At 71.3% G+C, this 25025-nt stretch carries 21 protein-coding genes, 1 tRNA gene and 1 pseudogene; 15 read left to right on the forward strand and 8 right to left on the reverse strand.

Annotated features, from left to right (window positions below):
- The first annotated feature begins 172 nt into the window (after positions 1–172).
- The 4 genes from BIU95_RS07080 to BIU95_RS07095 are packed head-to-tail and all read left to right on the forward strand — an operon-like array spanning position 173 to position 4238.
- On the forward strand, positions 173–1216 hold the full coding sequence (locus BIU95_RS07080; RefSeq protein WP_017887026.1) for a glycosyltransferase family 2 protein: 1044 nt from the start codon (positions 173–175) through the stop codon (positions 1214–1216).
- A gap of 4 nt (positions 1217–1220) precedes the next feature.
- A complete protein-coding gene (locus BIU95_RS07085) occupies positions 1221–2042 on the forward strand; it encodes a CDP-alcohol phosphatidyltransferase family protein (protein ID WP_071251162.1) in 822 nt (273 codons plus the stop codon).
- Between the two features lie 44 nt (positions 2043–2086).
- Positions 2087–2962: a glycosyltransferase family 2 protein gene (locus tag BIU95_RS07090; protein WP_042539222.1), complete on the forward strand. Its 876-nt coding sequence runs from the start codon at positions 2087–2089 to the stop codon at positions 2960–2962.
- Positions 2963–3005: 43 nt separating this feature from the next.
- On the forward strand, positions 3006–4238 hold the full coding sequence (locus tag BIU95_RS07095) for a CDP-glycerol glycerophosphotransferase family protein (RefSeq protein ID WP_071251166.1): 1233 nt from the start codon (positions 3006–3008) through the stop codon (positions 4236–4238).
- A 47-nt stretch (positions 4239–4285) separates the two neighbouring features.
- Here the strand turns inward: BIU95_RS07095 and BIU95_RS07100 are convergent, their stop codons facing one another.
- The 4 genes from BIU95_RS07100 to BIU95_RS07115 form a co-directional block, all read right to left on the reverse strand.
- Positions 4286–4588 (reverse strand): hypothetical protein, encoded by a 303-nt coding sequence (locus BIU95_RS07100; protein ID WP_017887022.1) that lies wholly within the window; start codon positions 4586–4588, stop codon positions 4286–4288.
- A 116-nt stretch (positions 4589–4704) separates the two neighbouring features.
- Entirely contained in the window at positions 4705–5475 is a 771-nt protein-coding gene (locus tag BIU95_RS07105; protein ID WP_042539197.1) for an ABC transporter ATP-binding protein, read from the reverse strand.
- Entirely contained in the window at positions 5475–6209 is a 735-nt protein-coding gene (locus BIU95_RS07110) for an ABC transporter permease (protein ID WP_228499504.1), read from the reverse strand. Before BIU95_RS07110 ends, BIU95_RS07105 begins: the two co-directional genes overlap by 1 nt.
- A gap of 134 nt (positions 6210–6343) precedes the next feature.
- Entirely contained in the window at positions 6344–7039 is a 696-nt protein-coding gene (locus tag BIU95_RS07115; RefSeq protein ID WP_017887019.1) for an NTP transferase domain-containing protein, read from the reverse strand.
- A 297-nt stretch (positions 7040–7336) separates the two neighbouring features.
- On the opposite strand from BIU95_RS07115, the gene BIU95_RS07120 reads away from it, so the two are divergent.
- The 3 genes from BIU95_RS07120 to BIU95_RS07130 all read left to right on the forward strand — a co-directional run bounded on the left by BIU95_RS07120 (position 7337) and on the right by BIU95_RS07130 (position 10524).
- Entirely contained in the window at positions 7337–8611 is a 1275-nt protein-coding gene (locus BIU95_RS07120) for an ABC transporter ATP-binding protein (protein ID WP_254783308.1), read from the forward strand.
- A complete protein-coding gene (locus BIU95_RS07125; protein ID WP_071251168.1) occupies positions 8587–10158 on the forward strand; it encodes a hypothetical protein in 1572 nt (523 codons plus the stop codon). The genes BIU95_RS07120 and BIU95_RS07125 overlap by 25 nt, the downstream gene beginning before the upstream one ends.
- A gap of 105 nt (positions 10159–10263) precedes the next feature.
- The gene (locus BIU95_RS07130) at positions 10264–10524 is read left to right on the forward strand and encodes a DUF3039 domain-containing protein (protein WP_017887016.1); all 261 of its coding nucleotides are present in this window, start codon (positions 10264–10266) and stop codon (positions 10522–10524) included.
- Between the two features lie 189 nt (positions 10525–10713).
- On the opposite strand, the pseudogene BIU95_RS07135 reads toward BIU95_RS07130, so the two are convergent.
- A pseudogene (locus BIU95_RS07135) lies at positions 10714–12012 on the reverse strand (nicotinate phosphoribosyltransferase); the annotation flags it as partial.
- 106 nt (positions 12013–12118) lie between these two features.
- On the opposite strand from BIU95_RS07135, the gene murI reads away from it, so the two are divergent.
- From murI to rdgB, 3 genes are read left to right on the forward strand one after another with little or no spacing between them, the layout of a single operon-like run.
- Positions 12119–12964: a glutamate racemase gene (gene murI, locus BIU95_RS07140; RefSeq protein WP_031259647.1), complete on the forward strand. Its 846-nt coding sequence runs from the start codon at positions 12119–12121 to the stop codon at positions 12962–12964.
- Positions 12961–13698 carry a ribonuclease PH gene (gene rph, locus BIU95_RS07145; protein WP_071251170.1) on the forward strand — a complete coding sequence of 246 codons (738 nt, stop codon included), beginning with the start codon at positions 12961–12963 and terminating at the stop codon, positions 13696–13698. The genes murI and rph overlap by 4 nt, the downstream gene beginning before the upstream one ends.
- A complete protein-coding gene (rdgB, locus tag BIU95_RS07150; protein WP_017887012.1) occupies positions 13695–14288 on the forward strand; it encodes an RdgB/HAM1 family non-canonical purine NTP pyrophosphatase in 594 nt (197 codons plus the stop codon). The genes rph and rdgB overlap by 4 nt, the downstream gene beginning before the upstream one ends.
- A gap of 118 nt (positions 14289–14406) precedes the next feature.
- Here the strand turns inward: rdgB and BIU95_RS07155 are convergent, their stop codons facing one another.
- The 3 genes from BIU95_RS07155 to BIU95_RS07165 all read right to left on the reverse strand — a co-directional run bounded on the left by BIU95_RS07155 (position 14407) and on the right by BIU95_RS07165 (position 16822).
- Entirely contained in the window at positions 14407–15114 is a 708-nt protein-coding gene (locus BIU95_RS07155; RefSeq protein WP_017887011.1) for a DedA family protein, read from the reverse strand.
- A gap of 145 nt (positions 15115–15259) precedes the next feature.
- Positions 15260–15340, reverse strand: a tRNA-Leu gene (locus BIU95_RS07160).
- A gap of 174 nt (positions 15341–15514) precedes the next feature.
- Entirely contained in the window at positions 15515–16822 is a 1308-nt protein-coding gene (locus BIU95_RS07165) for an MFS transporter (protein WP_071251172.1), read from the reverse strand.
- 56 nt (positions 16823–16878) lie between these two features.
- Between BIU95_RS07165 and mnmA the strand changes: the two genes are divergently transcribed.
- The 5 genes from mnmA to gatC all read left to right on the forward strand — a co-directional run bounded on the left by mnmA (position 16879) and on the right by gatC (position 25015).
- Positions 16879–17985: a tRNA 2-thiouridine(34) synthase MnmA gene (mnmA, locus tag BIU95_RS07170; RefSeq protein WP_027464605.1), complete on the forward strand. Its 1107-nt coding sequence runs from the start codon at positions 16879–16881 to the stop codon at positions 17983–17985.
- Positions 17986–18051: 66 nt separating this feature from the next.
- Positions 18052–20382, forward strand: a complete 2331-nt coding sequence (gene ligA, locus BIU95_RS07175; protein WP_071251174.1) for an NAD-dependent DNA ligase LigA — start codon at positions 18052–18054, stop codon at positions 20380–20382.
- Between the two features lie 214 nt (positions 20383–20596).
- A complete protein-coding gene (locus tag BIU95_RS07180; RefSeq protein ID WP_139179687.1) occupies positions 20597–21937 on the forward strand; it encodes an alpha/beta hydrolase in 1341 nt (446 codons plus the stop codon).
- Positions 21938–22185: 248 nt separating this feature from the next.
- Positions 22186–24525 carry a transglycosylase domain-containing protein gene (locus BIU95_RS07185; protein WP_071251182.1) on the forward strand — a complete coding sequence of 780 codons (2340 nt, stop codon included), beginning with the start codon at positions 22186–22188 and terminating at the stop codon, positions 24523–24525.
- 190 nt (positions 24526–24715) lie between these two features.
- Positions 24716–25015, forward strand: a complete 300-nt coding sequence (gene gatC, locus BIU95_RS07190) for an Asp-tRNA(Asn)/Glu-tRNA(Gln) amidotransferase subunit GatC (RefSeq protein ID WP_017887005.1) — start codon at positions 24716–24718, stop codon at positions 25013–25015.
- Positions 25016–25025: the final 10 nt, after the last annotated feature.

Below are 25025 nucleotides of genomic sequence, written 5' to 3' on the forward strand. Positions count from 1 at the left end.
CGGCGGACAGGAGGCCCGGGGCACGACGTGCGCCGGGCCTCCCGTCCGTCACGGGGTGCGTCCCGCGCCGACGCAGGTGAGCGGTTCGGCCTCTTGATAGGCTCATGGTCGCTCTGCGGGGCGGCACCGCCCCGGTGCGTCCCGTGCCGCCAGCCAGCACCCCGAGGTACGCATGCAGTCAGACGGACAGCCCCTGCCGGGCGTCTCGTACGTGATGCCCGTGCTCAACGAGGTCACCGAGGTCCGGGCCGCCGTGGGCAGTCTGCTCGACCAGGACTACACGGGCCCGTTCGAGGTCATCCTCGCGCTCGGACCGTCGATCGACGGCACGAACGAGCTCGTCGCCGAGATGAGCGCAGCCGACCCGCGGATCCGCGCGATCGACAACCCGATCGGCTCGACGCCCGCCGGGCTGAACGTCGCGATCCGGGCGTCCGTGCACCCCGTCGTCATCCGTGTCGACGCGCACTCGGTCCTGCCCACCGACTACACGCGCATCGCGGTGCGCACGCTCCTGGACTCCGGTGCGGACAACGTCGGCGGGATCATGCGCGCCGAGGGCCGGACCCCCTTCGAACGGGCCGTCGCGCTGGCCTACGGCAGTCGCGTCGGCTTGGGTGGCACGCCGCACCACGTCGGCGGCACCGCCGGCCCGGCCGAGACCGCCTACCTCGGGGTGTTCCGACGGGAGCGGCTGTTCGACGTCGGACTCTTCGACGAGGGCATCAAGCGCGGACAGGACTGGGAGCTCAACCGGCGGCTGCGGCAGACCGGCGGGACCGTCTGGTTCACGCCGGAGCTCGTCGTCACGTACCGCCCGCGGCCGAGCCTGAAGCGCCTGGTGCGGCAGTTCGTCGCCACCGGTCTCTGGCGCGGCGAGCTCGCCCGTCGGTTCCCGGCGAACAACGGGCTGCGGTACTTCGTGCCGCCGGCCATGGTCGCGGCGATGGCCCTGGGCATCGTCGCCGGGCTCGTCGGCATCGTCGGCGCCGCGCTGGCCACCCCGCTCGCCTGGGCGCTGCTCGGGTTCGTGGTGCCCGTCGTCTACCTGCTCTTCGTCGTGCTCGGGTCGGTCGCGGTGGCGCGCCGTTCCGGGTTGCCGACGCTCCTCTGGCTGCTCGTCGTGCTGCCCTGCATCCACGTGGGATGGGGGCTCGGGTTCATCATCGGGTTCCTGACCCGCACGTCCGAGCTGACCACCCACACGGGACGGTGACCGAATGACCGACCAGCCCACGACCGGCCGCGGATCCGCACGGCCGACCTCGATCGCCGAACTCCGCGCCGTCGCCCAGCCGGACGAGGTCCGTGCGCGCGCCAACGCCGAGCACTGGACCGCATCGCTGTACCTGCGCGACGTCTCGCCGTACCTGACCTGGGTGCTCCTGAAGACCCGTGTCAGTGCGAACCAGGTCACCGGCCTGATGATCCTGGTCGGGTGGAGCGTCGCTGCCGCCCTGCTGATCCCGGGCATCTGGGGCGCGGCACTGGCGCTGGTGCTCGGCCAGCTGCAGATGCTCGTCGACTGCTCCGACGGTGAGGTCGCACGGTGGCGTGGCACCAAGTCGCCCGCCGGTGTGTTCCTGGACAAGGTCGGGCACTACACGACCGAGGGGTTGATCCCGGTCGCGCTCGGCATCCGGGCCGCCACGTGGCCGATCCACGACGCGGACTGGATGTGGACCACGATCGGCTGCGCACTCGGCCTGGTCATCGTGCTGAACAAGGCCCTCAACGACATGGTGCACGTGGCCCGCGCGAACGCCGGGCTCGACAAGCTGGTCGACCGGCGGGACGCCTCCACCGCGCCGTCCGGCCGCAAGCTCGCCTCGCTCCGCCGACTGGCGAAGTTCCTGCCGTTCCATCGTCTGTACCACTCGGTCGAGCTGAGCATGCTCGCCTTCGTCTTCGCCCTGGTCGCCCTGGTGATCGGCGACCCGCTGGCCAGCCGGATCCTGGTCGGTGCACTGCTGCCGCTGGCCGTGCTCGCGACGGCCGGGCACTTCCTGGCGATCATCGCGTCGAAGCGGGTCAAGGCGTGACCGAGGGCACGACCGTCCCCGGCACCGGCCGTCGCCACGCGGTGGTGCACCGCGAACGACCGCGCGTCGCCGTCGTGAGCCTGTCGCAGGGCACCCGGCCGGACGACCTGCGCCGCGGTCTGGACAGTGTGCTCGCGCAGCAGGGTGTCGAGCTCGACGTCGTCTGCGTCGGCAACGGCTGGGCGCCGACCGGGCTGCCGGACGGCGTGCGCGCGCTGGCCCTGCCCGAGAACGTCGGGATCCCGGCGGGGCGGAACGCCGGGGCCGAGGCGGTCGACGGCGACTACGTGTTCTTCCTCGACGACGACGCATCCGTGCCGTCGCCGACGTTCCTGCGTGACGCGATCGCGCTGTTCGAGCACGACCCGTCGCTGGGCCTCGTGCAACCACGGGTCGTCGACCCCACGGGCGCCGCGAACCCGCGCCGGTGGGTGCCGCGCATCCGCAAGGGCGAACCGGACCACTCGTCGCCGGTCTTCTCGGTCTGGGAAGGCGCCGTCGTGCTGCCGATGGACGTGTACCGGGTCGTCGGTGGCTGGGGCGCCGAGTACTTCTACGCCCACGAGGGCATCGAGCTCGCCTGGCGCGTCTGGGACGCCGGGCGACGGACCTGGTACGCCGGGGACCTCGTCGCGCACCACCCCGCGATCGACCCGGCACGGCACGCCGAGTACTACCGGTTGAACGCCCGCAACCGGGTGTGGCTCGCTCGCCGGAACCTGCCGGCGGTGCTGCGGCCGCTGTACGTGGGGTCGTGGGCCGTGATCCAGGTCGCGCGTTGGTGGCGTCATCCCCGCCGGCTGGCCACCTGGTTCGGAGCGATCCGTGAAGGCTGGACGACCGACTGCGGACCGGCCCGCCCGATGGGCTGGCTCACAGTCGCACGGATGACCATCGCAGGGCGGCCACCGGTCGTCTGACCCGTCAGCCCCGTCCCGCCAGAGCAGACCCGGAAGAAGCACCATGTCGATCATCAGCGACCTACGGACCGCACTGCGGCTCGCCGAGCGACTCCTGACGTCACGCCGGAGCCGTCGTCAGCTCGCACAGCGACTGCCGTCCGCGCGGCAGCCGAAGCCCGGTTCGATCGAGATCGCCGTGTACTTCGCCGACGGCCCGGTCAACATGTACCAGGTGCGTCAGTGGTACGCACCGCTGGCCGAGCTCGCGAAGACGCACCCGGTGGCGATCATCTCGCGGAGCCCGGGGACCATGCTGACGCTGCTCGACGAGTCGCCCGTGCCCGCGGTCTACGCCCGGCAGGTGGTCGACCTCGAGCACTTCGTCGACACCCAGGCGCCGAAGGTGGTGCTGTACGTCAACCAGAACGCCCGCAACTTCCAGATGATGCGGTACGGGCGGATGTGGCACGTCTTCGTCAACCACGGCGAGAGCGACAAGATGTACATGACCACGAACCAGTTCAAGGCGTACGACTACGCCTTGGTCGCGGGCGATGCCGCGCGTGACCGACTGGCCGAGGCGCTGTGGGACTACGACCTGGACGCCCGGACGATCGCGATCGGACGCCCACAGGCCGACCACTTCGCCGGAGCGGCTCCGTACCCGGACGACGACCGGACCGTCGTGCTCTACGCCCCGACGTGGGAGGGCGACCGCGGCGCCGCGGCGTACGGGTCGATCGCGTCGCACGGCACGGTCATCGCGGACCAGGTGCTCGCGTCGCCCCGACACCGTCTGGTGTACCGCCCGCACCCGCGCAGCGGCGTGCTCGACCCGGCGTACCGCGCGGCGCACGAACGGATCGTCGCGGCGATCAGCGCCGCGAACACCGCCGACCCTGCGGCGCACCACCTGTACGACGACGGTGGTGACCTGGGCTGGCAGCTGGCGGACGCCGACGTGGCGATCACCGACATCAGCGCGATGATCTACGACCGGCTCGCGGTGGGCAAGCCGCTCATCGTCACGCGTCCGGTCTCGCCCGAGGCCGACGTCGACGAGCGTGGGTACCTGAGCGACGCGAACTGGTTGACCGCGGCCGACGCCACATCGGTGATCGCCCGCGTCGACGCCGCTGCGAGCGACGCCGAGGAGCTCGCACGTCTGCAGCACTGGGTCGCCCGGTACTTCGGCGACACGACGCCGGGCGCCGCCACGGAGCGGTTCCACGCCGCCGTGGAGTGGCTGCTGGAACGGTGGCGGACAGTCGCCGCCGAACGCGACGGGCGCTGACGCTCCGTCGTCACCCCGGACGTCCGGTGCCGGGTGCTCGGGCCGCGTCACGGCTGGAGGCCCGGCCCGACGAGCGACATCCGCCAGAGGTACTCGGAGCGGTCGGGTCGGCGCCACCGCACGATGACGACCCCGGTGTCCTCGGGGTCGGCGCCGAAGACCGCCAGGGACAGCGAACGGCCCGGGTCGAGGCGACGCACCGCGAGCGGGGGGCAGTAGCCGTTGCCCAGATGGGTGAGGGAGAGTCCGTCGACCGGCTCGGAGCCGGTGTTGACGAGGTCGTACCGGCGCGGTGCGTGCGATCGGTCGACGGCGAACGGGACGGCGTACGCGGTTGGTGGGTGGTGCATGGGTGGAACGCTAGGGGGAGGGTCCGACGGCGGGACCCCGGTTGCGGCCACGAGGACCGGGGGCTGTGGAGGGGGCCACCGGTGCGCGCGTTCGTGCGGGGGAGTACCCCGGCCGGTCAGGAGCCGTAGTCCGCCGCGTACCGGGCGAGCGCGGCCTCGATGGTGCCGTCGAGCTGCAGTCGACCCTTGTCGAGGTAGAGCCCGCGATCACAGAAACGACGGAGGTCCTTGTCGCTGTGGGAGACGAAGAACAGCGTCCGACCGCCGGCCAGGAGTTCCTCGATGCGCTTGTAGCACTTCTCGCGGAAGGCCTTGTCGCCCACGGCCAGGACCTCGTCGACCAGGATGACCGGTTCGTCGAGCCGGGAGATCACGGCGAACGCGATGCGGACCTTCATGCCGCTCGACAGGTGCTTGTACGGGGTGTCGACGAAGTCGGCGATCTCGGCGAACTCGATGATCTCGTCGAAGGCGTCGCGGATCTCGGCCCGTGACATGCCGTGCAGACCGGCCGTCAGGTACACGTTGTCCCGGACCGTGAGGTCGCCGACGAACCCGCCGGTGATCTCGATGAGCGGCGCGACGCCGGCGCCCACGTCGACGCGGCCCTCGTCGGGCAACATGACCTGGGCCACCAGCTTCAGCAGGGTCGACTTGCCCTGGCCGTTCCGTCCCACGACCCCGATCGCCTCGCCCGGGCGGACGTCGAACGACACGTTGCGCAGGGCCCAGAACTCGTCGGCGCGCTTGCGGCGTCCACGCCCGGCGAACAGGTCCTTGAAGTTCCGGCTCGCCCGACGGTTGCGTTTGAAGCAGATGCCGGCGTCGCGGACGGAGATGACCGGTGCGACGGTCTCGGTGCGCCGGGTCTGGTCGGTCGCGGTCATCACAGCTCCTTCAGCACGCGGTGCTCGCTGCGGCGGAACACCGCGAACCCGATCACGAGCACGATGCCGGTCACGACCACCGACGCGCAGACCTCGAGCCAGTCGAGCTGGCCCGGGAAGAACGCCGCACGGTACATGCCGAAGATGCCGGTGAGCGGGTTGACCGCGGCGATGTCGCGCAGTGCAGAGGGCAGCGCGTGGGTGCCGTAGATGATCGGGGACGCGTAGAACAGGAACCGCAGGACGAGCTTGGTGGCCCGCTCGAGGTCGCGGAAGAAGACCACGAGCGGCGCGACGATGAGCCCCAGGCCGTAGACCAGCGCGCACTGCAGCACGATCGCCAACGGGAAGAACACGACCTGCCAGTGCAGGTGCGCACCCGTCGCGATCGCGAAGGCCGCCAGGACCGGCAGGCTCAGCAGGAACTCGATGCCCTTCGACGCGTCGATCCGTGCCACCCAGATCGTGCGGGGGATGGTGGTGGAGCGGATGAGCTTCGATTCCTTGATGAACGCCCGGGTGGAGTCCGAGACCCCGCCGGTGAACCACATCCACGGCAGCAGCGCGGACAGCAGGAACACGATGTACGGATCTTCACCGACGGAACCGCGGTGGAAGACCTGCGTGAAGACGAACCAGTAGATCCCCGACATCACGAGCGGGTCGAGGATCGACCACACGTAGCCGAGCGCTGACGTCGAGTAGCGGACGCGGAGGTCGCGGACGGTCAGCAGCCAGAGGGCCTGACGATAGCGCCGACCGGCGCTCCGGGCGCTCGCAGGTGCGGCAGCCGCGGGCGCGGTCGGCGCACTCGCTGTGGTCACGGTTTCCCTTCGGGCGGACACGCCGAGGGGTCCTGACGGGTGGTTCAGGCGAACAGGTTGTTCGCGCGCTCGAGGTCCTCGGCGAAGTCGATCTCGACCGCGTACAGGTCGGAGATGTCGATCGGCGTCCAGCGTAGCCCGTCCTCGGCGATGGCAGCTTCGATGCCGCCCTCGAAGTACTCCTGGTCGTCGACGCGACCGAGCTGACGGATGAGGGCCTGCTTGTCGGCCGCGGAGACGTAGTTGATCCCGACGGCTTCGCCGAGACCCCCGACGACCTGCTTGGACAGCTTGTGGATGAAGCCTTCGGCGTCGACCGTGTACTTGACCTCTTCGTCGGAGACCTTGTCGGTGTTGACGCTGACGAAGGAACGGCCTTCGTCGATCATGTCGGCCGCACGGACGAGCGCCATCGGGTCGAAGACCACGTCGCCGTTCATCCAGAGGACACCGCTCTTGCCGGTGGCCTTGAGGGCGCGCAGCAGGCTCTTCGAGGTGTTCGTGGAGTCGTACGACTCGTTGTAGACGAAGTTCGCTTCGGGGAAGGCCTCGACGATGTGCTCCGACTTGTAGCCGACGACGATCGTCACGCGGGCGCTCGAACCGAACGCGGCGCGGATGTTGTCGAACTGCTGCTGCATGATGGTGCGGCCGTCACTGAGCTCCGTGAGCGGCTTCGGCAGGCTGCGGCCGAGCCGGCTGCCCATCCCCGCTGCGAGGATCACGATCTGCGTGGTCATGCTGGTCCCTTCTGGTGTCCGCCCGCGCACCTTGGGGTACGGGCGGGCCTCGTCGAGTCTGCGCTTCCAACGTCCGAGTTGCCCGAGAACCGGTCGCGTCGACGTGGAAGTCGCTGCGAGGAGGCCGCCGGGATCGCCTGCTGGAGCAGGTTTCCAAGTGGTGAACACTCCTTCGTGCCCTGGTGAATGATACGGAAACACCCCCTCGCTGGGTACGGGTCGGCGCGCTTCGTACTCAATTCGTGACCCTGGCCGGCTCGGTCCCCGCCGGTCGGAGAGCGTTGGTACGGTGGGTCGATGCCAGCGCGAGCAGAGAACGAGGACGTGTACGCCACGGCCGACGCTGCCTGGATGACCGAGGCGGGGGACGCCGACGACGCGGACACCGCCGCGGCTGCGGAGGACGCAGCAGACGACGACACGGGGGACACGGATGCGGACGACACCGCCACTGATGACGCGATGACCGGCGAGACGACGGTCACCCGCACCGGGGAGACGACGGACGCCAGCACCGACGAGACGACGGGCACCCGCGCCGACGGCGTGACGGACGCCCGCTCCGACGAGGCTTCGGACCCGGCAGACGCCCCGACCCCGGCAGCGGCGCCGCGCCCCGCGAAGGCGCGCGGTGGCAAGGGACGCACCAAGCGCCCGACGAAGGCCGCCCCGCGGACCGAGGCCGAGCCTCCCGCGCCGACGGCCGCCGACGACGCGACGGGCGACGCCGACCAGGCGACCACCGCCGCTTCGCCCGCGGCGAAGAAGCGTGCACCCCGCGCCGCCGCGCCGAAGCAACCCCAGACGCTCCAGCCCGTGGTGCTCGCGGCGAGCGGCCTGGTGAAGCGGTACGGACAGACCCTGGCCGTCGACGAGGTCGACCTCGAGATCCGGCAGGGCTCGATCTTCGGCGTGGTCGGCCCGAACGGCGCCGGCAAGACGACGACCCTCTCGATGATCACCGGACTGCTGCGCCCCGACGCCGGCTCGGTGACCGTGCTCGACCACGACGTGTGGGCCGACCCCACGGCCGCGAAGCGGAGCCTCGGGGTCCTGCCGGACCGGCTCCGCCTGTTCGACCGGCTGACCGGTGCGCAGCTGCTGTACTACTCGGCCACGCTCCGCGGGCTCGACGGCACCACCGCCCGGAAGCGCAGCGCCGACCTCGCCGAGGCCTTCGGGCTGGGCGAGGCGCTCGGACGCCAGGTCGCCGACTACTCCGTCGGCATGGCGAAGAAGATCGCCCTGGCCGCGACCCTCATCCACTCACCGCGGGTGCTCGTGCTCGACGAGCCGTTCGAGTCGGTCGACCCGGTGAGCGCCGCGACGATCACGGACATCCTGCGCCGCTACACCCGGGGCGGCGGCACCGTGGTGCTGTCGAGCCACTCGATGGAGCTCGTGCAGCGCACCTGCGACTCGGTCGCCATCATCGTCGGCGGCAAGGTCCTGGCGTCCGGCACCATGGCCCAGGTCCGCGGCCGCAAGAGCCTCGAGGACAAGTTCGTCGAACTCGCCGGCGGTCGTGTCGTCGCAGAGAGCATGGAATGGTTGCACAGCTTCTCCGGCTGAGGGCGGACCTGCTCGCGGGCGAGGTCCGCGGCACCGCCCGCCGTTCCGTCGCCGTCGTGCTCGCCAGCCTCGTCGGTCTCCTCGCCGCCGTGTTCGTCGCGTCGCGGACGATCGCGCTCGGCGATGCCGACCCGGACGTCGCACGCGCCGTGGTCGTGCCCGTCGGCACCCTGATCGCCTTCGGGTTCACGGTCGTGCCACTCGTCGTCGGGCGGAGCGACCAGCTCGACCCGCGGCGCTTCGCCGTGTTCGGGATCGAGCGACGTCGCCTGGCGATCGGGCTCGTGGTCGCCGGACTCGTCGGCATCCCCGTCATCGGTGTGCTCGTCGTCGCGGCCGGTCAGGTCGTCGCCTGGGCCCGTGACCCCGGGCTCGGACTGCTCGCGGTCGTCGGTGGTCTGCTCGGCGTCGCGACCTGCGCGTTGCTGATCCGGGTGTGCTGCACCGTCGGTTCGCGGCTGATCGGCCCGGACCGCTCCCGGGACGCCGGGTGGCTGGTGGCCCTCGTCATCGTCGTCCTCTCGATCCCGACGGTGGCGCTGTTGCTGCGCGTCGAGTGGCTCGACCCGCAGGGCGCCGAGATGCAGCGCGTCGCGGACGTCGCCGGGTGGACCCCCTGGGGCGCCGCCTGGGCCGTGCCGGCCGAGGTCGCGAGCGGCCACGTCGGTGCCGGCCTCCTGAAGCTCCTGATCGCGGTCGTCGTCGTCGCACTCCTCGCGTGGGCGTGGTGGTCGCTCGTCGGCCGTGCCCTCGAGACCGTCGACGACCGACCCCGCACTCGCCGGTACCAGGGCCTCGGCTGGTTCGACCGCTTCGGGTCGGCCCCGGTGTCCGCCGTCGCCGCCCGGGCGCTCACCTACTGGGTGCGCGACCCGCGGTACCGCACGTCGTACCTGATCATCCTGCTCGTGCCGATCGTCGTGATCCCGCTCGGTGTCGCCGGGGTGCCGTGGCAGTGGACCGCGCTCGTGCCGCTGCCGCTGATGGCCCTCATCGCCGGGTTCCTGCCGCACAACGACGTCTCCTACGACAACACGGCCGTGTGGCTGCACGTCGCCTCCGGTGCGCCCGGGTGGAGCGATCGGCTCGGTCGCGTCGTGCCCGTGCTGGTCGTGGGAGCGCCCGCGATCGTCGCCGGCGCCGCGCTCTCCGCACGGCTGTTCGGCGACTGGGCGGCGTTCCCGCTGCTCATCGGTGTGAGTGCGAGTGCACTGCTGTCCGGCCTCGGGCTGTCGAGCGTCCTGTCGGTGCTGATGCCGTACCCGACGGTGCGCCCGGGCGATCACCCGTTCCAGCAGCCGCAGGCCGCCGGCGTCACGGCGACGGTGGCGCAGGCCTCCATGGTGATCGGCATCGTGCTCTGCACGGTCCCCGCCGCCTGTCTCGCGGTGCTCGCCGTCGTGCAGGGTCCGGAGCCGTGGTCGGTGCTGACGCTCCTGGTGGGCATCGGGGTCGGTGCCGTCGTGCTCGTCATCGGTATCTCCGTCGGCGGACGCCTGTTCGACCGACGCGGCCCCGACCTGCTCGCCGCGGCACAGCGCAACTAGCGGCACGACGCAACCAGTGGCACAGCGCGACTAACGGCCCAGCGGCACAGCGCGACGAGCGGGACGGGCGGCGCGCCCGAGGGCGGACCGTCGTACCCTGGAGCCATGAGCATGACGGAACCAGGCGGCGGCCTCGACGTGATGGACCGGGAGCTCGAGAAGCTCCTCGAAGAAGAAGCGATCGAACCCGGTGACCACGAGCGGTTCTCGCACTACGTCAAGAAGGACAAGATCCTGCAGTCGGCCCTGTCCGGCAAGCCGGTCAAGGCCCTGTGCGGCAAGAAGTGGATCCCGGGCCGCGACCCGGAGAAGTTCCCGGTCTGCCCGGACTGCAAGGCGATCTACGAGAAGATGAAGTCCGAGTAGACGCGACCGACAGGCGGACAGGAGGCCCGTGGCGACGCCGCCACGGGCCTCCTGTCCGTCTGCCGCGTCCGCCGGCTGCGCATCGTGAGCAGAAGCGGTCGGGTCGCCGTCGGGCAGGCGACCATTCCTGCTCACCAAGCGGGGGACGCGACGCGACGCGACACGATGTGCGCGGCGCGCGCCGCGACGTCAGATCACGAGGGTCGGGATGGCGGGGTCGCCACGTCCGATGCGCGACGCGTCGGCGGGCAGTTCCGCCTTCGCGCGCTTGTGGTGCGCGCGTGCGGCCTCGACGCCCTGCGTGCCGAGGAACGCCGGGTCGACCTCGCCGCCGGTGACGACGGGGACGAGGAGCGGTCGCTCATCCGGACCGACCTGCGCTCCGGTGAGCACGACCTCGGCGGTGGCGACGCCGTTGCGGAGGCGTCGCCCCGCCTCCTTCCGGCCGCCGATCGACGCCTTGTCGGCCGACTTCTTGGCGACGGGGACCCAGTCACCGCCGTCGGCGTCCCGGTGTGCGACGAGCTTGAACACCATGCCGGCGGCGGGGTGCCCCGAGCCGGAGACCACCGAGGTCCCGACGCCGTACGAGTCCACCGGGGCGGCTCGGAGTGCGGCGATCGTGTACTCGTCGAGGTCGTTCGTCACCGTGATCTTCGTGCTCGTCGCGCCGAGCCGGTCGAGCTGTGCGCGCACCGCGGCGACGACCGACGGCAGGTCACCGCTGTCGATCCGGACGCCGCCGAGCTTGCCGTCGGTGAGCCGGACGGCGGTCTCCACGGCTGCCTCGATGTCGTAGGTGTCGACGAGCAGGGTCGTGGCGTTGCCGAGCGCGTCGAGCTGCGAGCGGAAGGCCTGCTCCTCGGAGTCGTGCAGCAGCGTGAAGGCGTGCGCGGCGGTGCCCATCGTCGGGATGCCCCAGGTGCGCCCGGCCTCGAGGTTGCTCGTCGCGCCGAACCCGGCGATGTACGCGGCACGGGCGGCGGCGACGGCGTTCCACTCGCCAGTGCGGCGGGAACCCATCTCGGCGAGCGGGCGGCCGTCTGCGGCGGAGACCATGCGGGCGGCGGCCGAGGCGATCGCGGAGTCCGCGTTGTAGATGCTCAGCGCGAGGGTCTCGAGCACGACTGCCTCGGCGAAGGTGCCCTCGATCTGCAGGATGGGGGAGTTCGGGAAGTACACCTCGCCCTCGCGGTACGCCCGGACGTCGCCGGTGAACCGGTAGTCGGCGAGCCACGCCGCGGTACCGGCGTCGATGACGCCGCGGTCGCGCAGGAACCCGATCTCCTCGTCGCCGAAGCGGAAGTCGCCGAGGGCGGTGAGGAAGCGTCCGAGGCCGGCCGCGACACCGTAGCGGCGGCCGTCCGGCAGCCGCCGGGCGAACACCTCGAAGACGCATCGCCGGTCGGCGGTCCCGTCCTTCAGGGCCGCGTCGACCATGGTGAGTTCGTACTGGTCCGTCAGGAGCGCGCTGGTCACGTCTCCGACACTAGTGACGTGCCGGTGGGGAGGCCCGGATCACCCCGTGCGCCCGGCCAGCGTGGCGCGCGTGGTCGCGTCGGTGGTCGTCGGCGGGCGTCGGTACGCTGGTGCCGTGACGGATGCACCGATCGGAGTCTTCGACAGCGGGGTCGGTGGGCTCACGGTGGCCCGCGCCATCATCGACCAGCTCCCGCGCGAGAGCATCCGGTACGTCGGGGACACCGTGCACTCGCCCTACGGTCCGAAGCCCATCGCGGACGTCCGCCGCTACGCGCTCGAGGTCATGGACGACCTGGTCGAGCAGGGTGTCAAGGCGCTGGTGATCGCGTGCAACACCGCCTCGTCCGCCGTGCTCCGGGACGCCCGCGAACGCTACGAGCAGGCGTACGGCATCCCGGTGGTCGAGGTCATCCAGCCGGCTGCCCGCGCCGCCGTCAAGCAGACCCGGACGGGCCGCATCGGGGTCATCGGCACCGTCGGCACCATCGCGTCGCGCGCCTACGAGGACGCCTTCGCGGTCGCCGCCGACGTCAGGCTGACCACGGCCGCGTGCCCGCGGTTCGTCGAGTTCGTCGAGGCGGGTGACACCTCGTCGCCGTCGCTCCGTGCGGTCGCGGCCGGGTACCTCGACCCGATCCGCGCCGCCGACGTCGACACCCTGGTGCTCGGCTGCACCCACTACCCGCTGATGTCCGCCGCGATCCAGTTCGTCATGGGTCCGGAGGTCACGCTCGTCTCCAGCGCCGAGGAGACCGCGAACGACGTCTACCGCCGACTCGTGGAGCACGGGCTCGAGCGCACCGCGACCACCGCCCCGACCTACTCGTTCGAGGCGACGGGCGACGACAAGAACGGCTTCATCCGGCTCGCCCGGCGCTTCCTCGGACCCGAGGTCTCGAGCGTCGGCCACCTCCAGACGGGGGCCATCACGCTGCCCCGCACCGAAAGGACCCCATGACCGACACACTCCGCGTCGACGGCCGCACCGCCAACGACCACCGTCCCGTCACGATCGAGCGGGGGTGGAGCTCGCAGGCCGAGGGCAGCGCGCTCATCTCGTTCGGTGACACCAGGGTGCTCTGCACCGCGTCGTTCACCAACGGCGTGCCCCGCTGGCTCGCCGGCAAGGGCACCGGCTGGGTCACCGCCGAGTACTCGATGCTGCCGCGGTCGACGAACGAGCGCATGCAGCGCGAGTCCATCAAGGGCAAGGTCGGCGGCCGCACGCACGAGATCTCCCGCCTGATCGGCCGGTCGCTCCGGGCCGTCGTCGACACGAAGGCCCTGGGCGAGAACACCCTGGTCATCGACTGCGACGTGCTGCAGGCCGACGGCGGCACCCGCACGGCGTCGATCACGGGCGCGTACGTCGCGATGGTCGACGCGATCGAGTGGGGCCGCGCCAAGGGCTTCATCGCGAAGAAGGCCACGCCGCTCACCGACAGCGTGCAGGCGATCTCGGTCGGGATCGTGGGCGGCGAGCCGATGCTCGACCTGGCCTACACCGAGGACTCCGCCGCCGACACCGACATGAACATCGTCACGACGGGGTCGGGCAAGTTCATCGAGGTGCAGGGCACCGCCGAGCACGCGCCGTTCGACCGCGACGAGCTGAACGTCCTGCTCGACCTGGGCCTGGCCGGCAACCAGTCGCTCGCGGCGATCCAGCGTTCGGTCCTGGGCCTGGCGTGACGTCCCGCGAGGTGGTGCTGGCCACCCACAACCAGGGCAAGGTCGTCGAATTGCGCGAGATCCTCGGGTCGGCGTTGGGCGAGGGCGTCGAACTCGTCGGGTACGACGGTCCGGAGCCGGTCGAGGACGGCGACAGCTACGCGGCGAACGCCCTGATCAAGGCCCGTGCCGCGGTCGCCCACACCGGGCTGCCGGCGCTCGCCGACGACTCTGGGATCGCCGTCGACGCACTCGACGGCGCACCGGGCATCCACTCGGCCCGGTACGCCGGCACCCGGTCGGACGCCGACAACATCGCGATGCTGCTGCAGAACCTGGACGGCGTCGTCGAGCGCACCGCCGCCTTCGTGTGCGCGGCCGCGTTCGTGACACCCGACGGTCAGGAGCACGTGGTCGAGGCCGTCTGGAACGGCGAGGTCCTGACCGAACCCGTCGGCGACGGCGGCCACGGCTACGACCCGGTGTTCCGGCCGGACGACGCGGATCGTTCGTCGGCGGAGCTCACCCGCGACGAGAAGAACGCGCTGTCGCACCGCAGCAAGGCGTTCCGCGGGATCGCGCCGGTCGTCCGGGAGCACTTCGGCGTCTGAGCGCCGGCGCCCGTTCCGTTCCGAACGACCGAAGTCGCCCCGGACCACGCGATCACGTGGTCCGGGGCGACTTCGTTGTCCGTCGACGCGCGGACGCGCCGGACAGTCGGTGCTGCGACTAGAGCGTCGGGTCGACCGTCGGGGTCGCGGCGGCCTCGGCCTCGTTCGCGTGCTTCGCCTTGCGGGCGTTGCGCAGGTACGTCAGCGCCATCGGCACGACGGTCACGACGACGGCGGCCAGCAGGATGATGTCGATGTACTCGCGGACGATGTGCGCCACGAAGGGGATGTGCCCGATGAAGTACCCGAGGAACGTCACCCCGACGCCCCAGACCACGGCGCCGATGGCGTTGTAGAGCGAGTACTTCTTGTAGTCCATCCGGCCGACGCCCGCGGCGATCGGGGCAAAGGTGCGGACGACCGGCACGAAGCGCGCCAGGATCACGGCGAGGGGGCCGAAGCGGTGGAAGAACGCGTTGGTGCGCTCGACGTTGGCCTTCGAGAAGAGCCCGCTGTCCTTGCGTTCGAAGATCGGTGGCCCGGCCTTCTTGCCGATGTAGTACCCGAGCTCGCCGCCGAGGAACGCGGCAGCGCCGATCATCAGCGCTGCGACCCAGATCGGGATGCCGCCGATCTCGCCGCCGCGGTCGAAGGCGAACAGGCCGGTGATGACCAGCAGGCTGTCGCCCGGGAAGATGAAGCCGATGAGCAGGCCGGTCTCGGCGAACACGATCGCGCAGACCACGAGCACGGCGATGGCCCCGAAGTGGTCGAGGATGTACTGCGGATCGAGCCACGGGATCAGGGCGAGTGCGACGGAGTGCATGGTTCTTCCGGTCGTGGAGGCGGGGGTCACGGGGAGGACACCCGCGGGACGAGGGTACCGCCCGGGAGTGGCCGGGCCATCCCTCGCGGGAATGACCTGCTCGAGGCGTGCGGATGACCGCAACCGTGTGGCAGGAGGGACTCGGTGCGGAAGGAGGGACTCGAACCCTCACGCCTGGGGCACAGGAACCTAAATCCTGCGTGTCTACCGATTCCACCACTCCCGCGAGCAGCGGCAGTCTACCGAGCGCGGGGTGCGCGGCGGACGTGCACCGGGCCTCCAGGCCGTGGGACGCACTGTGCGCGATCCGCCACCCGGTGCGACCTTGGCGGCTGGGTGCGGGACTGCGGATGCGCATGGTGCGCCACGAAGCGTCAGCGCGCACGGTGCGCGCCGTGCGTCAGCGCAACGGGCGCGGCAGGTACCGGGGCACGTAGCGGAGCAGGATGCCCGCGCCGACCAGGCCGAGCACGCCCATGACACCGCTCGCGACCGCGATGGAGGCGACGGCGGTCACGCCGGAGATGAGGAGCGGTGCCGCCGCCGACCCGAAGTCGCCGGTGAACCGCCACGCCCCCAGGAACGGTGCCGGGGCGTCGCGCGGCGCGAGGTCCGCGCCGAGCGTCATGAGGATGCCGGAACCGACGCCGTTCGCCAGCGACATGCCCATCGCGATCGCGACGAACCAGCCGACCCGGGCGTCCAGGTGGCCGCTCCAGGCGAGCAGGAAGTAGCTGATGCTCAGGCCGAGCATGCAGGGCAGGGCGCTCGCGAGCCGCCCCCAGCGGTCCATGATCTGCCCGCTCGTGTAGAACAGCGCGAAGTCGACCGCTCCGGCGATGCCGATCACCAGCGCCGCGGTCGAGTCGTCGAGGCCGACGCTCACCGCCCACAGCGGCAGGACCACCTGCCGCCCGGCGCGCATCGCGCCGATCAGGCCGGCGCCGCTGCCGAGCCGCAGCAGGACCGCCCCGTTCGCGCGGATGGTGCGGAAGAGCCCCTGCGCCTCCTGCTGGACGAACTGCGCGCCCGTGTCGGCGGGCGGTTCGGTCGCGTGGCCGCTCGCGTCCGCCCCGTGGCCGGTCGACCGGCTGGAGGCCCGTGGCGGCAACCGCAGACCGCGTGTGCCCGTCGCCGGGTCGCGCAGCACCAGGAGCACGACCGCTGCCGCCAGGCAGCAGACGACGTGGATCCAGAAGGCGCTGCTGGTGGTGCCGGTCAGGTGGATGACACCGGCGGCGATGAACGGCCCGACGAAGTAGCCGAAGCGGAAGACGCCGCCGAGGCTCGACAACGCCCTGGCGCGGATCCGCAGCGGGATCGCGGTGGTCATGTAGGCGTGCCGAGCGAGGGCGAAGACCGCGGTGGAGACGCCGACCAGGAACACCCCGAGTGCCAGGACCCAGGCGTTCGTGGCCGTCGTGGCGACCACGAGCCCGACCACCGAGACGAGTGCGGCGCCGATCATCGCGTTCCGCTCACCGATGCGGGCGACGACGATGCCGGACGGCACGTCGCCGATGAGCTCGCCGACCAGGATGAGCGAGGCGACGAAGCCCGCGAACGCCAGGCTGGCACCGAGCGAGTCGGCGGCGATCGGGATGATCGGGATGATCGCGCCCTCGCCGATCGCGAAGAGCGCTGCGGGCAGGAACCCGGACAGCAGGACGGACCGGAAGTCGAATGAGTCGTTCCCCGTCGTGGCCATCGCTCGACCAACCGTACGCCAGCGGTACCGCTTCGTCGGCGGGTTACCCTGGGGGCATGCGTGTTCTTGCGGCGATGAGCGGTGGTGTCGACTCGGCGGTGGCCGCAGCCCGGGCGGTCGACGCCGGCCACGACGTGGTGGGCGTGCACCTGGCCCTGAGCCGGATGCCCGGCACCCTGCGCACCGGCAGCCGCGGGTGCTGCACCATCGAGGACTCGATGGACGCCCAGCGCGCCGCGTCGGCCCTCGGGATCCCGTACTACGTGTGGGACTTCTCGGCCCGGTTCAAGGAGGACGTCGTCGACGACTTCGTGGCCGAGTACCAGGCCGGCCGCACCCCGAACCCCTGCATGCGCTGCAACGAGCGGATCAAGTTCGCGGCGCTGCTCGAGAAGGCCCTGGCCCTGGGCTTCGACGCCGTCGCGACCGGGCACTACGCCTCGATCGTCACCGGCCCGGACGGCTCCCGCGAGCTGCACCGGTCGGCCGCCTGGGCGAAGGACCAGTCGTACGTGCTCGGGGTCCTGACCGCCGAGCAGCTGCAGCACGCCATGTTCCCGCTCGGCGCGACCCCGTCGAAGGACGAGGTCCGGGCCGAGGCCGCCGAGCGCGGGCTGACGGTCGCCCAGAAGCCGGACTCGTACGACATCTGCTTCATCCCGGACGGCGACACCCGCGGCTGGCTGGCGGACCGCGTCGGCACGGCTCCCGGCGACGTCGTCGAGCGGGACGGCACGGTCGTCGGCTCGCACGAGGGCGCGACCGGCTACACCGTCGGACAGCGTCGCGGCCTGGCCCTCGGTCGTCCGGCGCCGGACGGCAAGCCGCGGTTCGTGCTCGAGATCCGCCCGAAGGACAACACCGTCGTCGTCGGCCCGAAGGAAGCACTCGCCGTCACCTCGATGTCGGGCTCGCGCTTCACGTGGGCGGGCACGGCGCCGGCTGACCCGGCCACGCCGTTCGCCTGCGACGTGCAGATCCGCGCGCACGCCGACCCGGTGCCGGCGACCGCCCGGGTGCAGGACGACGTGCTCGTGATCGACGTCGACGAGCCGCTGCACGGGGTCGCTCCCGGACAGACGGCCGTGGTCTACGTCGGCACGCGGGTGCTCGGCCAGTGCACGATCGACACCACGGTCAGCGCCGTCCCCGTCGACGCCTGACCCCGCCGCTCCCGGGGCACACGCCCGCTGCACGCCGCGTCGGTGGTGCACGGTAGAACTGATGCCATGAGCGAGACCGACGCGACGTTCGAGACCATCGCCCCCGACGGGCTCGACGCCGCCCAGGCCGCGCGAGAAGTCGACCGGTTGCGCGCCCGCGTCAACGAGCTGCGGCACGACTACTACGAGGGCAACGCCTCGCCCCTGTCCGACGCCGACTACGACGCGCTGGTGCACCGCCTCGATGCGATCGAGCGGCGGTTCCCGGAATTCGTGACGCCCGACAGCCCGACGCAGACCGTGGGCGGGCAGGCACAAACGACGCAGTTCGCGCCGGTCGAGCACGCCGAACGCATGCTCTCGCTCGACAACGTGTTCAGCCCGGACGAGCTCACCGAATGGGCCGCCAAGGTGCAGCGCGACGCCGGTGCCGAGCGGGTGCGGTTCCTGACCGAGCTGAAGATCGACGGTCTGGCGATCAACCTGCGGTACGAGCACGGTCGGCTCGTCTCGGCGGCCACCCGCGGCGACGGCGTGGTCGGCGAGGACGTCACCGGCAACGTCCGCACGATGGGCACGATCCCGGACCGCCTGTCCGGCACCGGTCACCCGCCCCTGGTCGAGGTCCGGGGCGAGATCTTCTTCCCGGTCGCCGAGTTCGACGAGCTGAACGCCAACCAGCGCGAAGCGGGGGAGCGGGTGTTCGCCAACCCGCGCAACGCCGCCGCCGGGTCGCTCCGCCAGAAGGAAGAAGGCAAGTCCGAGGCGAAGCGGGCACTGATGGTCGACCGGTTGCGGCGTCTGCGGATGCTCGTGCACGGCATCGGCGCGTGGCCCGTCCGTGAACTCGAGCAGGGCACCGACGTCCGCAGCCAGTCCGAGGTGTACGAGCTCCTGCAGACCTGGGGACTGCCGACGAGCAGCCACTACCGGGTGTTCGACACCATCGACGAGGTCAACGGCTTCGTCCGCACCACGGGGGAACGCCGATCGTCGGTCGAGCACCAGATCGACGGCGTCGTCGTCAAGGTCGACGACCTCGCCCTGCACGAAGAACTCGGGTCGACCTCGCGTGCGCCGCGGTGGGCGATCGCGTACAAGTACCCGCCGGAAGAAGTCCACACGACGCTCACCGACATCGTGGTCAGCGTCGGTCGGACCGGCCGTGCCACCCCGTTCGCCGTGATGGCCCCGGCCGAGGTCGCCGGTTCCGTCGTCCGCCAGGCCACACTGCACAACCAGCAGGTCGTCAAGGCGAAGGGCGTGCTGATCGGGGACACCGTCGTGCTGCGGAAGGCCGGCGACGTCATCCCTGAGGTCCTGGGCCCGGTGGTCGAGCTCCGCGACGGCTCCGAGCGCGAGTTCGTGATGCCGACCCACTGCCCCGAGTGCGGCACGGAGCTCGCCCCCGCGAAGGAAGGCGACATCGACCTGCGCTGCCCGAACGCGAAGAGCTGCCCGGCGCAGGTGCGCGGCCGGGTCGAGCACATCGCCTCGCGCGGGTCGCTCGACATCGAGGGGCTCGGCGAGGTCGCGGCCGCGGCTCTGACGCAGCCGCTCCGCCCGGAGACCCCGCCGCTCGTGACCGAGGCCGGACTGTTCGACCTGACGATGCAGGACATCGTCCCGATCGAGGTCATCGTCCGCGACGCCGAGACCGGCATGGAGAAGGTCGACGACGACGGCACACCCAAGCGCGTCACGCCGTTCAGCCGGGCGCGCAAGAAGACCGACCCGCCGTTCGACCCCGGAGCACGCGGTGCCGACTACACCGGTGAGCCGAGCCGCTACCCGTCGAAGAACGCGTTCGAGATGCTCGCGAACATCGACGCCGCGAAGACGAAGCCGCTGTGGCGGATCCTGGTCGGCCTGAGCATCCGCCACGTCGGACCCGTCGCCGCCCGTGCCCTGGCGAACCACTTCGGCTCCCTCGACGCCATCCGGTCGGCCTCGCGCGAGGACCTCGCCGCCGTCGACGGGGTGGGCGGCATCATCGCCGACGCCCTGCTCGCCTGGTTCGAGGTCGACTGGCACCGCGAGATCATCGACCGGTGGACCGCGGCCGGCGTGCAGTTCACCACCCCGGGCCACCCCGGCCCCGGCAGCGCCGAGGTCGAGGGCGGCGTGCTGAGCGGCGTCACCGTCGTCGCGACCGGTTCACTCGAGGGCTACACGCGCGAAGGTGCGCTCGAGGCCATCATGACCGCCGGCGGCAAGGCGGCCTCGAGCGTGAGCAAGAAGACCGACTTCGTGGCCGCCGGACCGGGAGCCGGTTCGAAGCTCACGAAGGCCGAACAGCTCGGGGTCCGGATCATCGACGCCGAGCAGTTCCACCTGCTCGTCACCGAAGGGCCTGCGGCGCTCGCCGAGCCGGAGGCGCCCGCGACCGAGGACTGAGCGGGGCGCGAGCACACGGGATCCGATCCGCTGCGCGCGGCGCGGAGCCGACGGCGCCCAGTCCGGGGGACAAGTTGCATCACGCATGGATGATCCGCGGACATCTCCGTAGACTCGGCGGAGCATCACCCGTCGTCTGCAGGGGGACGTCGGGACGGCCTTCCCGGGGGAGATCCGATTGTTGCTCATCGCCGCGGCTCTGCTCACCGCATCGATGCACTCGCTCGGAGTGATCGAGGCCCCGGGCGTGCCCCCGGTCCCGGTCGCCAGGGCCACCGCCGTCGCAACGGCCCCGTCACGCATCGTGCCGCTCGACGACCTCACCGTCGTCGCCACGTCGGCGTCGCTGCGACGGGTCGGGGTCGACGACCTCGCCGTCGCCCACGGGCGGGCGTTCGTCGAGGACCTCGGTGCACTCGGGCCCGCAGCCCTGCGCCGTGCGGCCACTGACCGCCGCGTCGTAGCAGCCGTGCAGGACGACCCCCCGCCCGCCCAGACCGTCGCGCAGTGGTGGTCGCACCTGCCCGCCGACGAGCAGGACCGCCTCCTCGTGCACGCACCGGCTCTGGTCGGCAACCTCGAGGGCGTGCCCTACGTCGTCCGCGACCAGGCGAACCGCGCGACGCTGCACTCCGGTCTCGCCGACGCCCACGTCGGTGCCGCCCGGGCCGCGATGCTCGGGCAGGTGCGGGACTCGCTGGTGCACGAACCGGGTGACCCGCGGCGCTTCCTCGTGACGCTGGACACCCGGGACTCCGGGCGTGCGGCGATCAGCATCGGTGACCTCGACACGGCGGCCGACGTCACCGTCGTGGTGCCGGGCATGTTCTTCACGGTCACCGGACAGATGACCGACTTCACGAACACGGCGAACGACCTGTCCAGCGAGCAGGCCACCCTCGCCCCGCTCGCCGCGACCGGCAACGGGTCGGGTGTCGCCGTGGTCGCCTGGATGGGGTACCGCACGCCGGACCTGTCCAACATCATGTCGCTCGAACTCGCGCGGACCGGGGCCCAGCGGCTCGAACGGACCGTCGCCGGACTGCGTGCGCTCCGCGCGGACGACCGACCGCGGGTCAACATCGTCGCGCACTCGTACGGGTCGACGGCGGCGATGATGGCCCTGGCGTCGGGCCGGATGACCGCGGACACCCTGACGGTCCTCGGGTCACCGGGCAGCGACGTCCGCTCCGCGTCCGACCTCGCCGTCGCCACCGGGCAGGTCTTCGTCGGCGGCGCGCACAGCGACCCCATCGCGGGCTCCGGGTACTTCGGCACCGACCCCGGCGGAGCCTCGTTCGGGTCCACCGTGCTCGACCTGGCCGGCGGCGCCGACGCTCTGTCCGCCGGGGACGTGTTCCGCCGACCGGTCGGGCACAACGACTACCTGAAGCCCGGAACGGCGTCGCTGCACGACGTCGCCCTGATCGGGATCGGGCGCGGGGACCTGGTGCGCGAGCAGATCCGGCGCGGACGGTCGGGTGGTGACGGCATCGTCGGTGCCTCGCCGGACATGTACCTCGTGCGCCCGCAGGACCTGCAGCCCCGTGACTGACGGACCGTGCCGGACGGGCCGTGCCCGACGGGCGGTGCCCTGCGGATCCTGACGACGCGGTGAGCGTGACCCGATCGTGACCGCCGGCCGACGTGCCGGGGCCGCCGCGGGCCTCCCGGCCGGATCGGTGCACACGTGCGGATCGCGACGCCGCCTCGAAGGCCGCCTGGGTGGCAACCTGAACGCGACCGCAGCCTGCACTCGTTCCAGGGCAGAACCAGTACAGCACTGCTGCCTACGGTTCCGTCATGCGTGTGGTGCGATGGCCTGGTGCTCTCCTGATGTTCGTGGTGATGTCCGTGCTCGCCGGCATGCTCGTCGCCGTCGCGGTGACCCCGGCGGTCGCCGTCGCGGGAGAGGGGACGTCGGGGGCGGTGTCGTTCTTCGAGGACCTGCCGACCTACCTCGACGTGCAGACCCCGCAGCAGGTGTCGTCCGTGTACGCGGAGCAGGGCGGGAAACAGGTCAAGATCGCCTCGTTCTACGCCGAGAACCGCACGAACGTGACGGCCGACCAGATGGCGGACACGCTCAAGGAAGCCGCGATCGACACCGAGGACCCGCGCTACTACGACGAGGGCGGCATCGACGTGCTCGGCACCCTGCGCGGTGTCGCCGCGACCGTCGTCGGCGGGGACGTGCAGGGCGGCTCGAGCATCACGCAGCAGTACGTCAAGAACGTCCTGGTGCAGCAGTGCGAACAGCTCACCGGCAAGGACCAGGCCGCGACCAAGAAGAAGATCGACGCGTGCTACCTGGACGTCGCCGGCGTCACCCCGCAGCGCAAGCTGCAGGAGATGCGGTACGCCATCGCCGTCAACAAGAAGTACTCGAAGGACGAGATCCTGACCGGGTACCTGAACCTCGTCGGGCTCGGCGGCCGGGTCTACGGTGCCGAGGCGGGGGCCGAGTACTACTTCGGCGTGCACGCCAAGGACCTGTCGCTCGTGCAGTCCGCCACGCTCGTCGCGATCCTGAACAACCCGTCGAACCTGCGCATCGACGTACCGGGCGACAAGGAGAACGGCAAGGCGAACGGGTACGCGCTGACGAAGGAGCGCCGCGACTACGTGCTCCGCCGGATGCAGGTGCACGGCTCCATCACGAAGGCCGAGATGACGAAGGCGATCGCGACGCCCGTGACGCCCAAGATCACCGAGACCGCCAACGGGTGCTCGGCGGCCGCGACGAGCTACGACGCCGGGTACTTCTGCGACTACGTCCGTGATCAGGTGCTGCAGGACCCCGCGTTCGGCAAGACCGCAGCGGCACGCATCGCCACGCTCGACACCAAGGGCCTGCAGATCCACACCTCGCTCGACCTCGACCTGCAGGGCCAGGCGCAGAACGCCCTGTCGACCTACGTGCCGGCGACCATGGCCGGCGTCGACGTCGGTGGCTCGAACGTCACCGTCGAGCCGGGGACCGGGCGGATCATGTCGATGGTGCAGAACACCACGTACACGCAGGGCGACAACGCCGGCGCCGGTGCCACCGCGGTCAACTACAGCGCCGACTCGGGGTACGGCAACTCCGGCGGGTTCCAGACCGGCTCGACCTACAAGGTGTTCACCCTGGCCGAGTGGCTCGCCAGCGGCCACACCCTGTCCGAATCCGTCTCCACGACCGAGCACACGTTCCAGAACTCCGAGTTCACGAACTCGTGCCAGAACGTCAGCGGCGGGGTCTGGCCCGTCGCGAACGCCGAGACGGTGCCGACGTCGATGACCGTGCAGGCCGCGACCGTCGAGTCGATCAACACGGCCTTCGGCGCGATGGGCAAGCAGCTCGACCTGTGCAAGATCGCCCAGCTCGCGCAGGCGATGGGGATCCACCGGGCCGACGGGGCCGCCCTCGGCCAGACGCCGTCGTCGATCCTCGGCGTCAACGAGCTGTCGCCGATCGACCTGGCCGAGGCCTACGCGGGCTTCGCCAACGACGGCGTCGTCTGCACGCCCACCGCGATCGACTCGGTCACCGAGGCCGACGGCACGAAGATCACCCCGACGCCGTCGTCCTGCACGCAGGGCGTCTCCGCCGACGTCGCGGGCACCGTCGACTACGCGCTGCAGGGTGTGCTGTCCGGATCGGGGACCGCCGCGACCGCGAACCCCGGGGACAGCGTGCCGAAGTTCGCGAAGACCGGCACCACCGACGGTGACGTGCAGAACTGGCTGGTGGCGTCGTCGACGAAGTACACGAACGCCACCTGGATCGGCAACGTCCAGGGCGGCGTGAGCCTGGCGCACTGGCCGTTCCTGCAGGGCACGACCGGGTACAGCGCGAAGTTCGGGGTCGGGAAGTCGATGATGGCGTACCTGGACCAGACCGTCGGCGGGGGAGCGCTGCCGGCACCGAGCCAGGCGATGATCGGGCAGGCGAGCAAGTCGTCTTCGTCTTCGTCGTCTTCCTCGTCGTCGGGCTCCTCGTCCGGGCAGGGGAACGCGCAGGACGACCAGGCGACTCCGGCGCCGACGTCCGCGCCCGAAGGGGGTGCTGCCGCGTCTCCCGCACCGGCTGCTCCCGCGGCACCGGCGGCTCCGGCGGCGCCGGCCGCGCCGGCTGGCGGCGGCAAGGACGGGAAGTGACCGCTCGGGTCCACGCCGCCGGTTCCTGAACGACGCGCCAGCGTCGGGCAGGCCGTGCCCGTGGGGCGCGGCCCGCTGCCGGTCCGGACGCCCGGCACCGGGCCGGGCGTGCGTTGTCCACAGCCGCGCCTGCGCGCTCGACGCAGCCAATAGACTGTTGGGCATTCCACGAACCGATCGACGGAGCACCATGCCTGACATCACGAGCGAGCAGGTCGCGCACCTGGCGAACCTCGCACGTATCGCACTCACGCCCGACGAGATCGAGAAGCTGACCGGGGAGCTGTCGCACATCGTCGAGAGCGTCGCCAAGGTCGCCGAGGTCGCGACCGACGACGTCCCGGCGACGAGCCACCCCGTGCCGCTCGGCAACGTCACCCGACCCGACGTGGTCGGCACGACGCTGACGCAGGAGCAGGCGCTCTCCGGGGCGCCCGACTCCGACGGCGAACGGTTCCGCGTGACCGCCATCCTCGGCGAAGAACAGTAGGGCGAAGAAC

The organism is Curtobacterium sp. MCBA15_007 (genome assembly GCF_001864905.1).
Lineage (GTDB): Bacteria > Actinomycetota > Actinomycetes > Actinomycetales > Microbacteriaceae > Curtobacterium > Curtobacterium poinsettiae.

Coding starts and splice junctions, on each gene's coding strand:
- BIU95_RS07080 (WP_017887026.1), top strand. CDS start 173: ATGCAGTCAGACGGACAGCCCCTGCCGGGCGTCTCGTACGTGATGCCC.
- BIU95_RS07085 (WP_071251162.1), top strand. CDS start 1,221: ATGACCGACCAGCCCACGACCGGCCGCGGATCCGCACGGCCGACCTCG.
- BIU95_RS07095 (WP_071251166.1), top strand. CDS start 3,006: ATGTCGATCATCAGCGACCTACGGACCGCACTGCGGCTCGCCGAGCGA.
- BIU95_RS07100 (WP_017887022.1), bottom strand. CDS start 4,588: ATGCACCACCCACCAACCGCGTACGCCGTCCCGTTCGCCGTCGACCGA.
- BIU95_RS07105 (WP_042539197.1), bottom strand. CDS start 5,475: ATGACCGCGACCGACCAGACCCGGCGCACCGAGACCGTCGCACCGGTC.
- BIU95_RS07115 (WP_017887019.1), bottom strand. CDS start 7,039: ATGACCACGCAGATCGTGATCCTCGCAGCGGGGATGGGCAGCCGGCTC.
- BIU95_RS07120 (WP_254783308.1), top strand. CDS start 7,337: ATGCCAGCGCGAGCAGAGAACGAGGACGTGTACGCCACGGCCGACGCT.
- BIU95_RS07125 (WP_071251168.1), top strand. CDS start 8,587: ATGGTTGCACAGCTTCTCCGGCTGAGGGCGGACCTGCTCGCGGGCGAG.
- BIU95_RS07130 (WP_017887016.1), top strand. CDS start 10,264: ATGAGCATGACGGAACCAGGCGGCGGCCTCGACGTGATGGACCGGGAG.
- rph (WP_071251170.1), top strand. CDS start 12,961: ATGACCGACACACTCCGCGTCGACGGCCGCACCGCCAACGACCACCGT.
- BIU95_RS07155 (WP_017887011.1), bottom strand. CDS start 15,114: ATGCACTCCGTCGCACTCGCCCTGATCCCGTGGCTCGATCCGCAGTAC.
- BIU95_RS07165 (WP_071251172.1), bottom strand. CDS start 16,822: ATGGCCACGACGGGGAACGACTCATTCGACTTCCGGTCCGTCCTGCTG.
- mnmA (WP_027464605.1), top strand. CDS start 16,879: ATGCGTGTTCTTGCGGCGATGAGCGGTGGTGTCGACTCGGCGGTGGCC.
- ligA (WP_071251174.1), top strand. CDS start 18,052: ATGAGCGAGACCGACGCGACGTTCGAGACCATCGCCCCCGACGGGCTC.
- BIU95_RS07180 (WP_139179687.1), top strand. CDS start 20,597: ATGCACTCGCTCGGAGTGATCGAGGCCCCGGGCGTGCCCCCGGTCCCG.
- BIU95_RS07185 (WP_071251182.1), top strand. CDS start 22,186: ATGCGTGTGGTGCGATGGCCTGGTGCTCTCCTGATGTTCGTGGTGATG.
- gatC (WP_017887005.1), top strand. CDS start 24,716: ATGCCTGACATCACGAGCGAGCAGGTCGCGCACCTGGCGAACCTCGCA.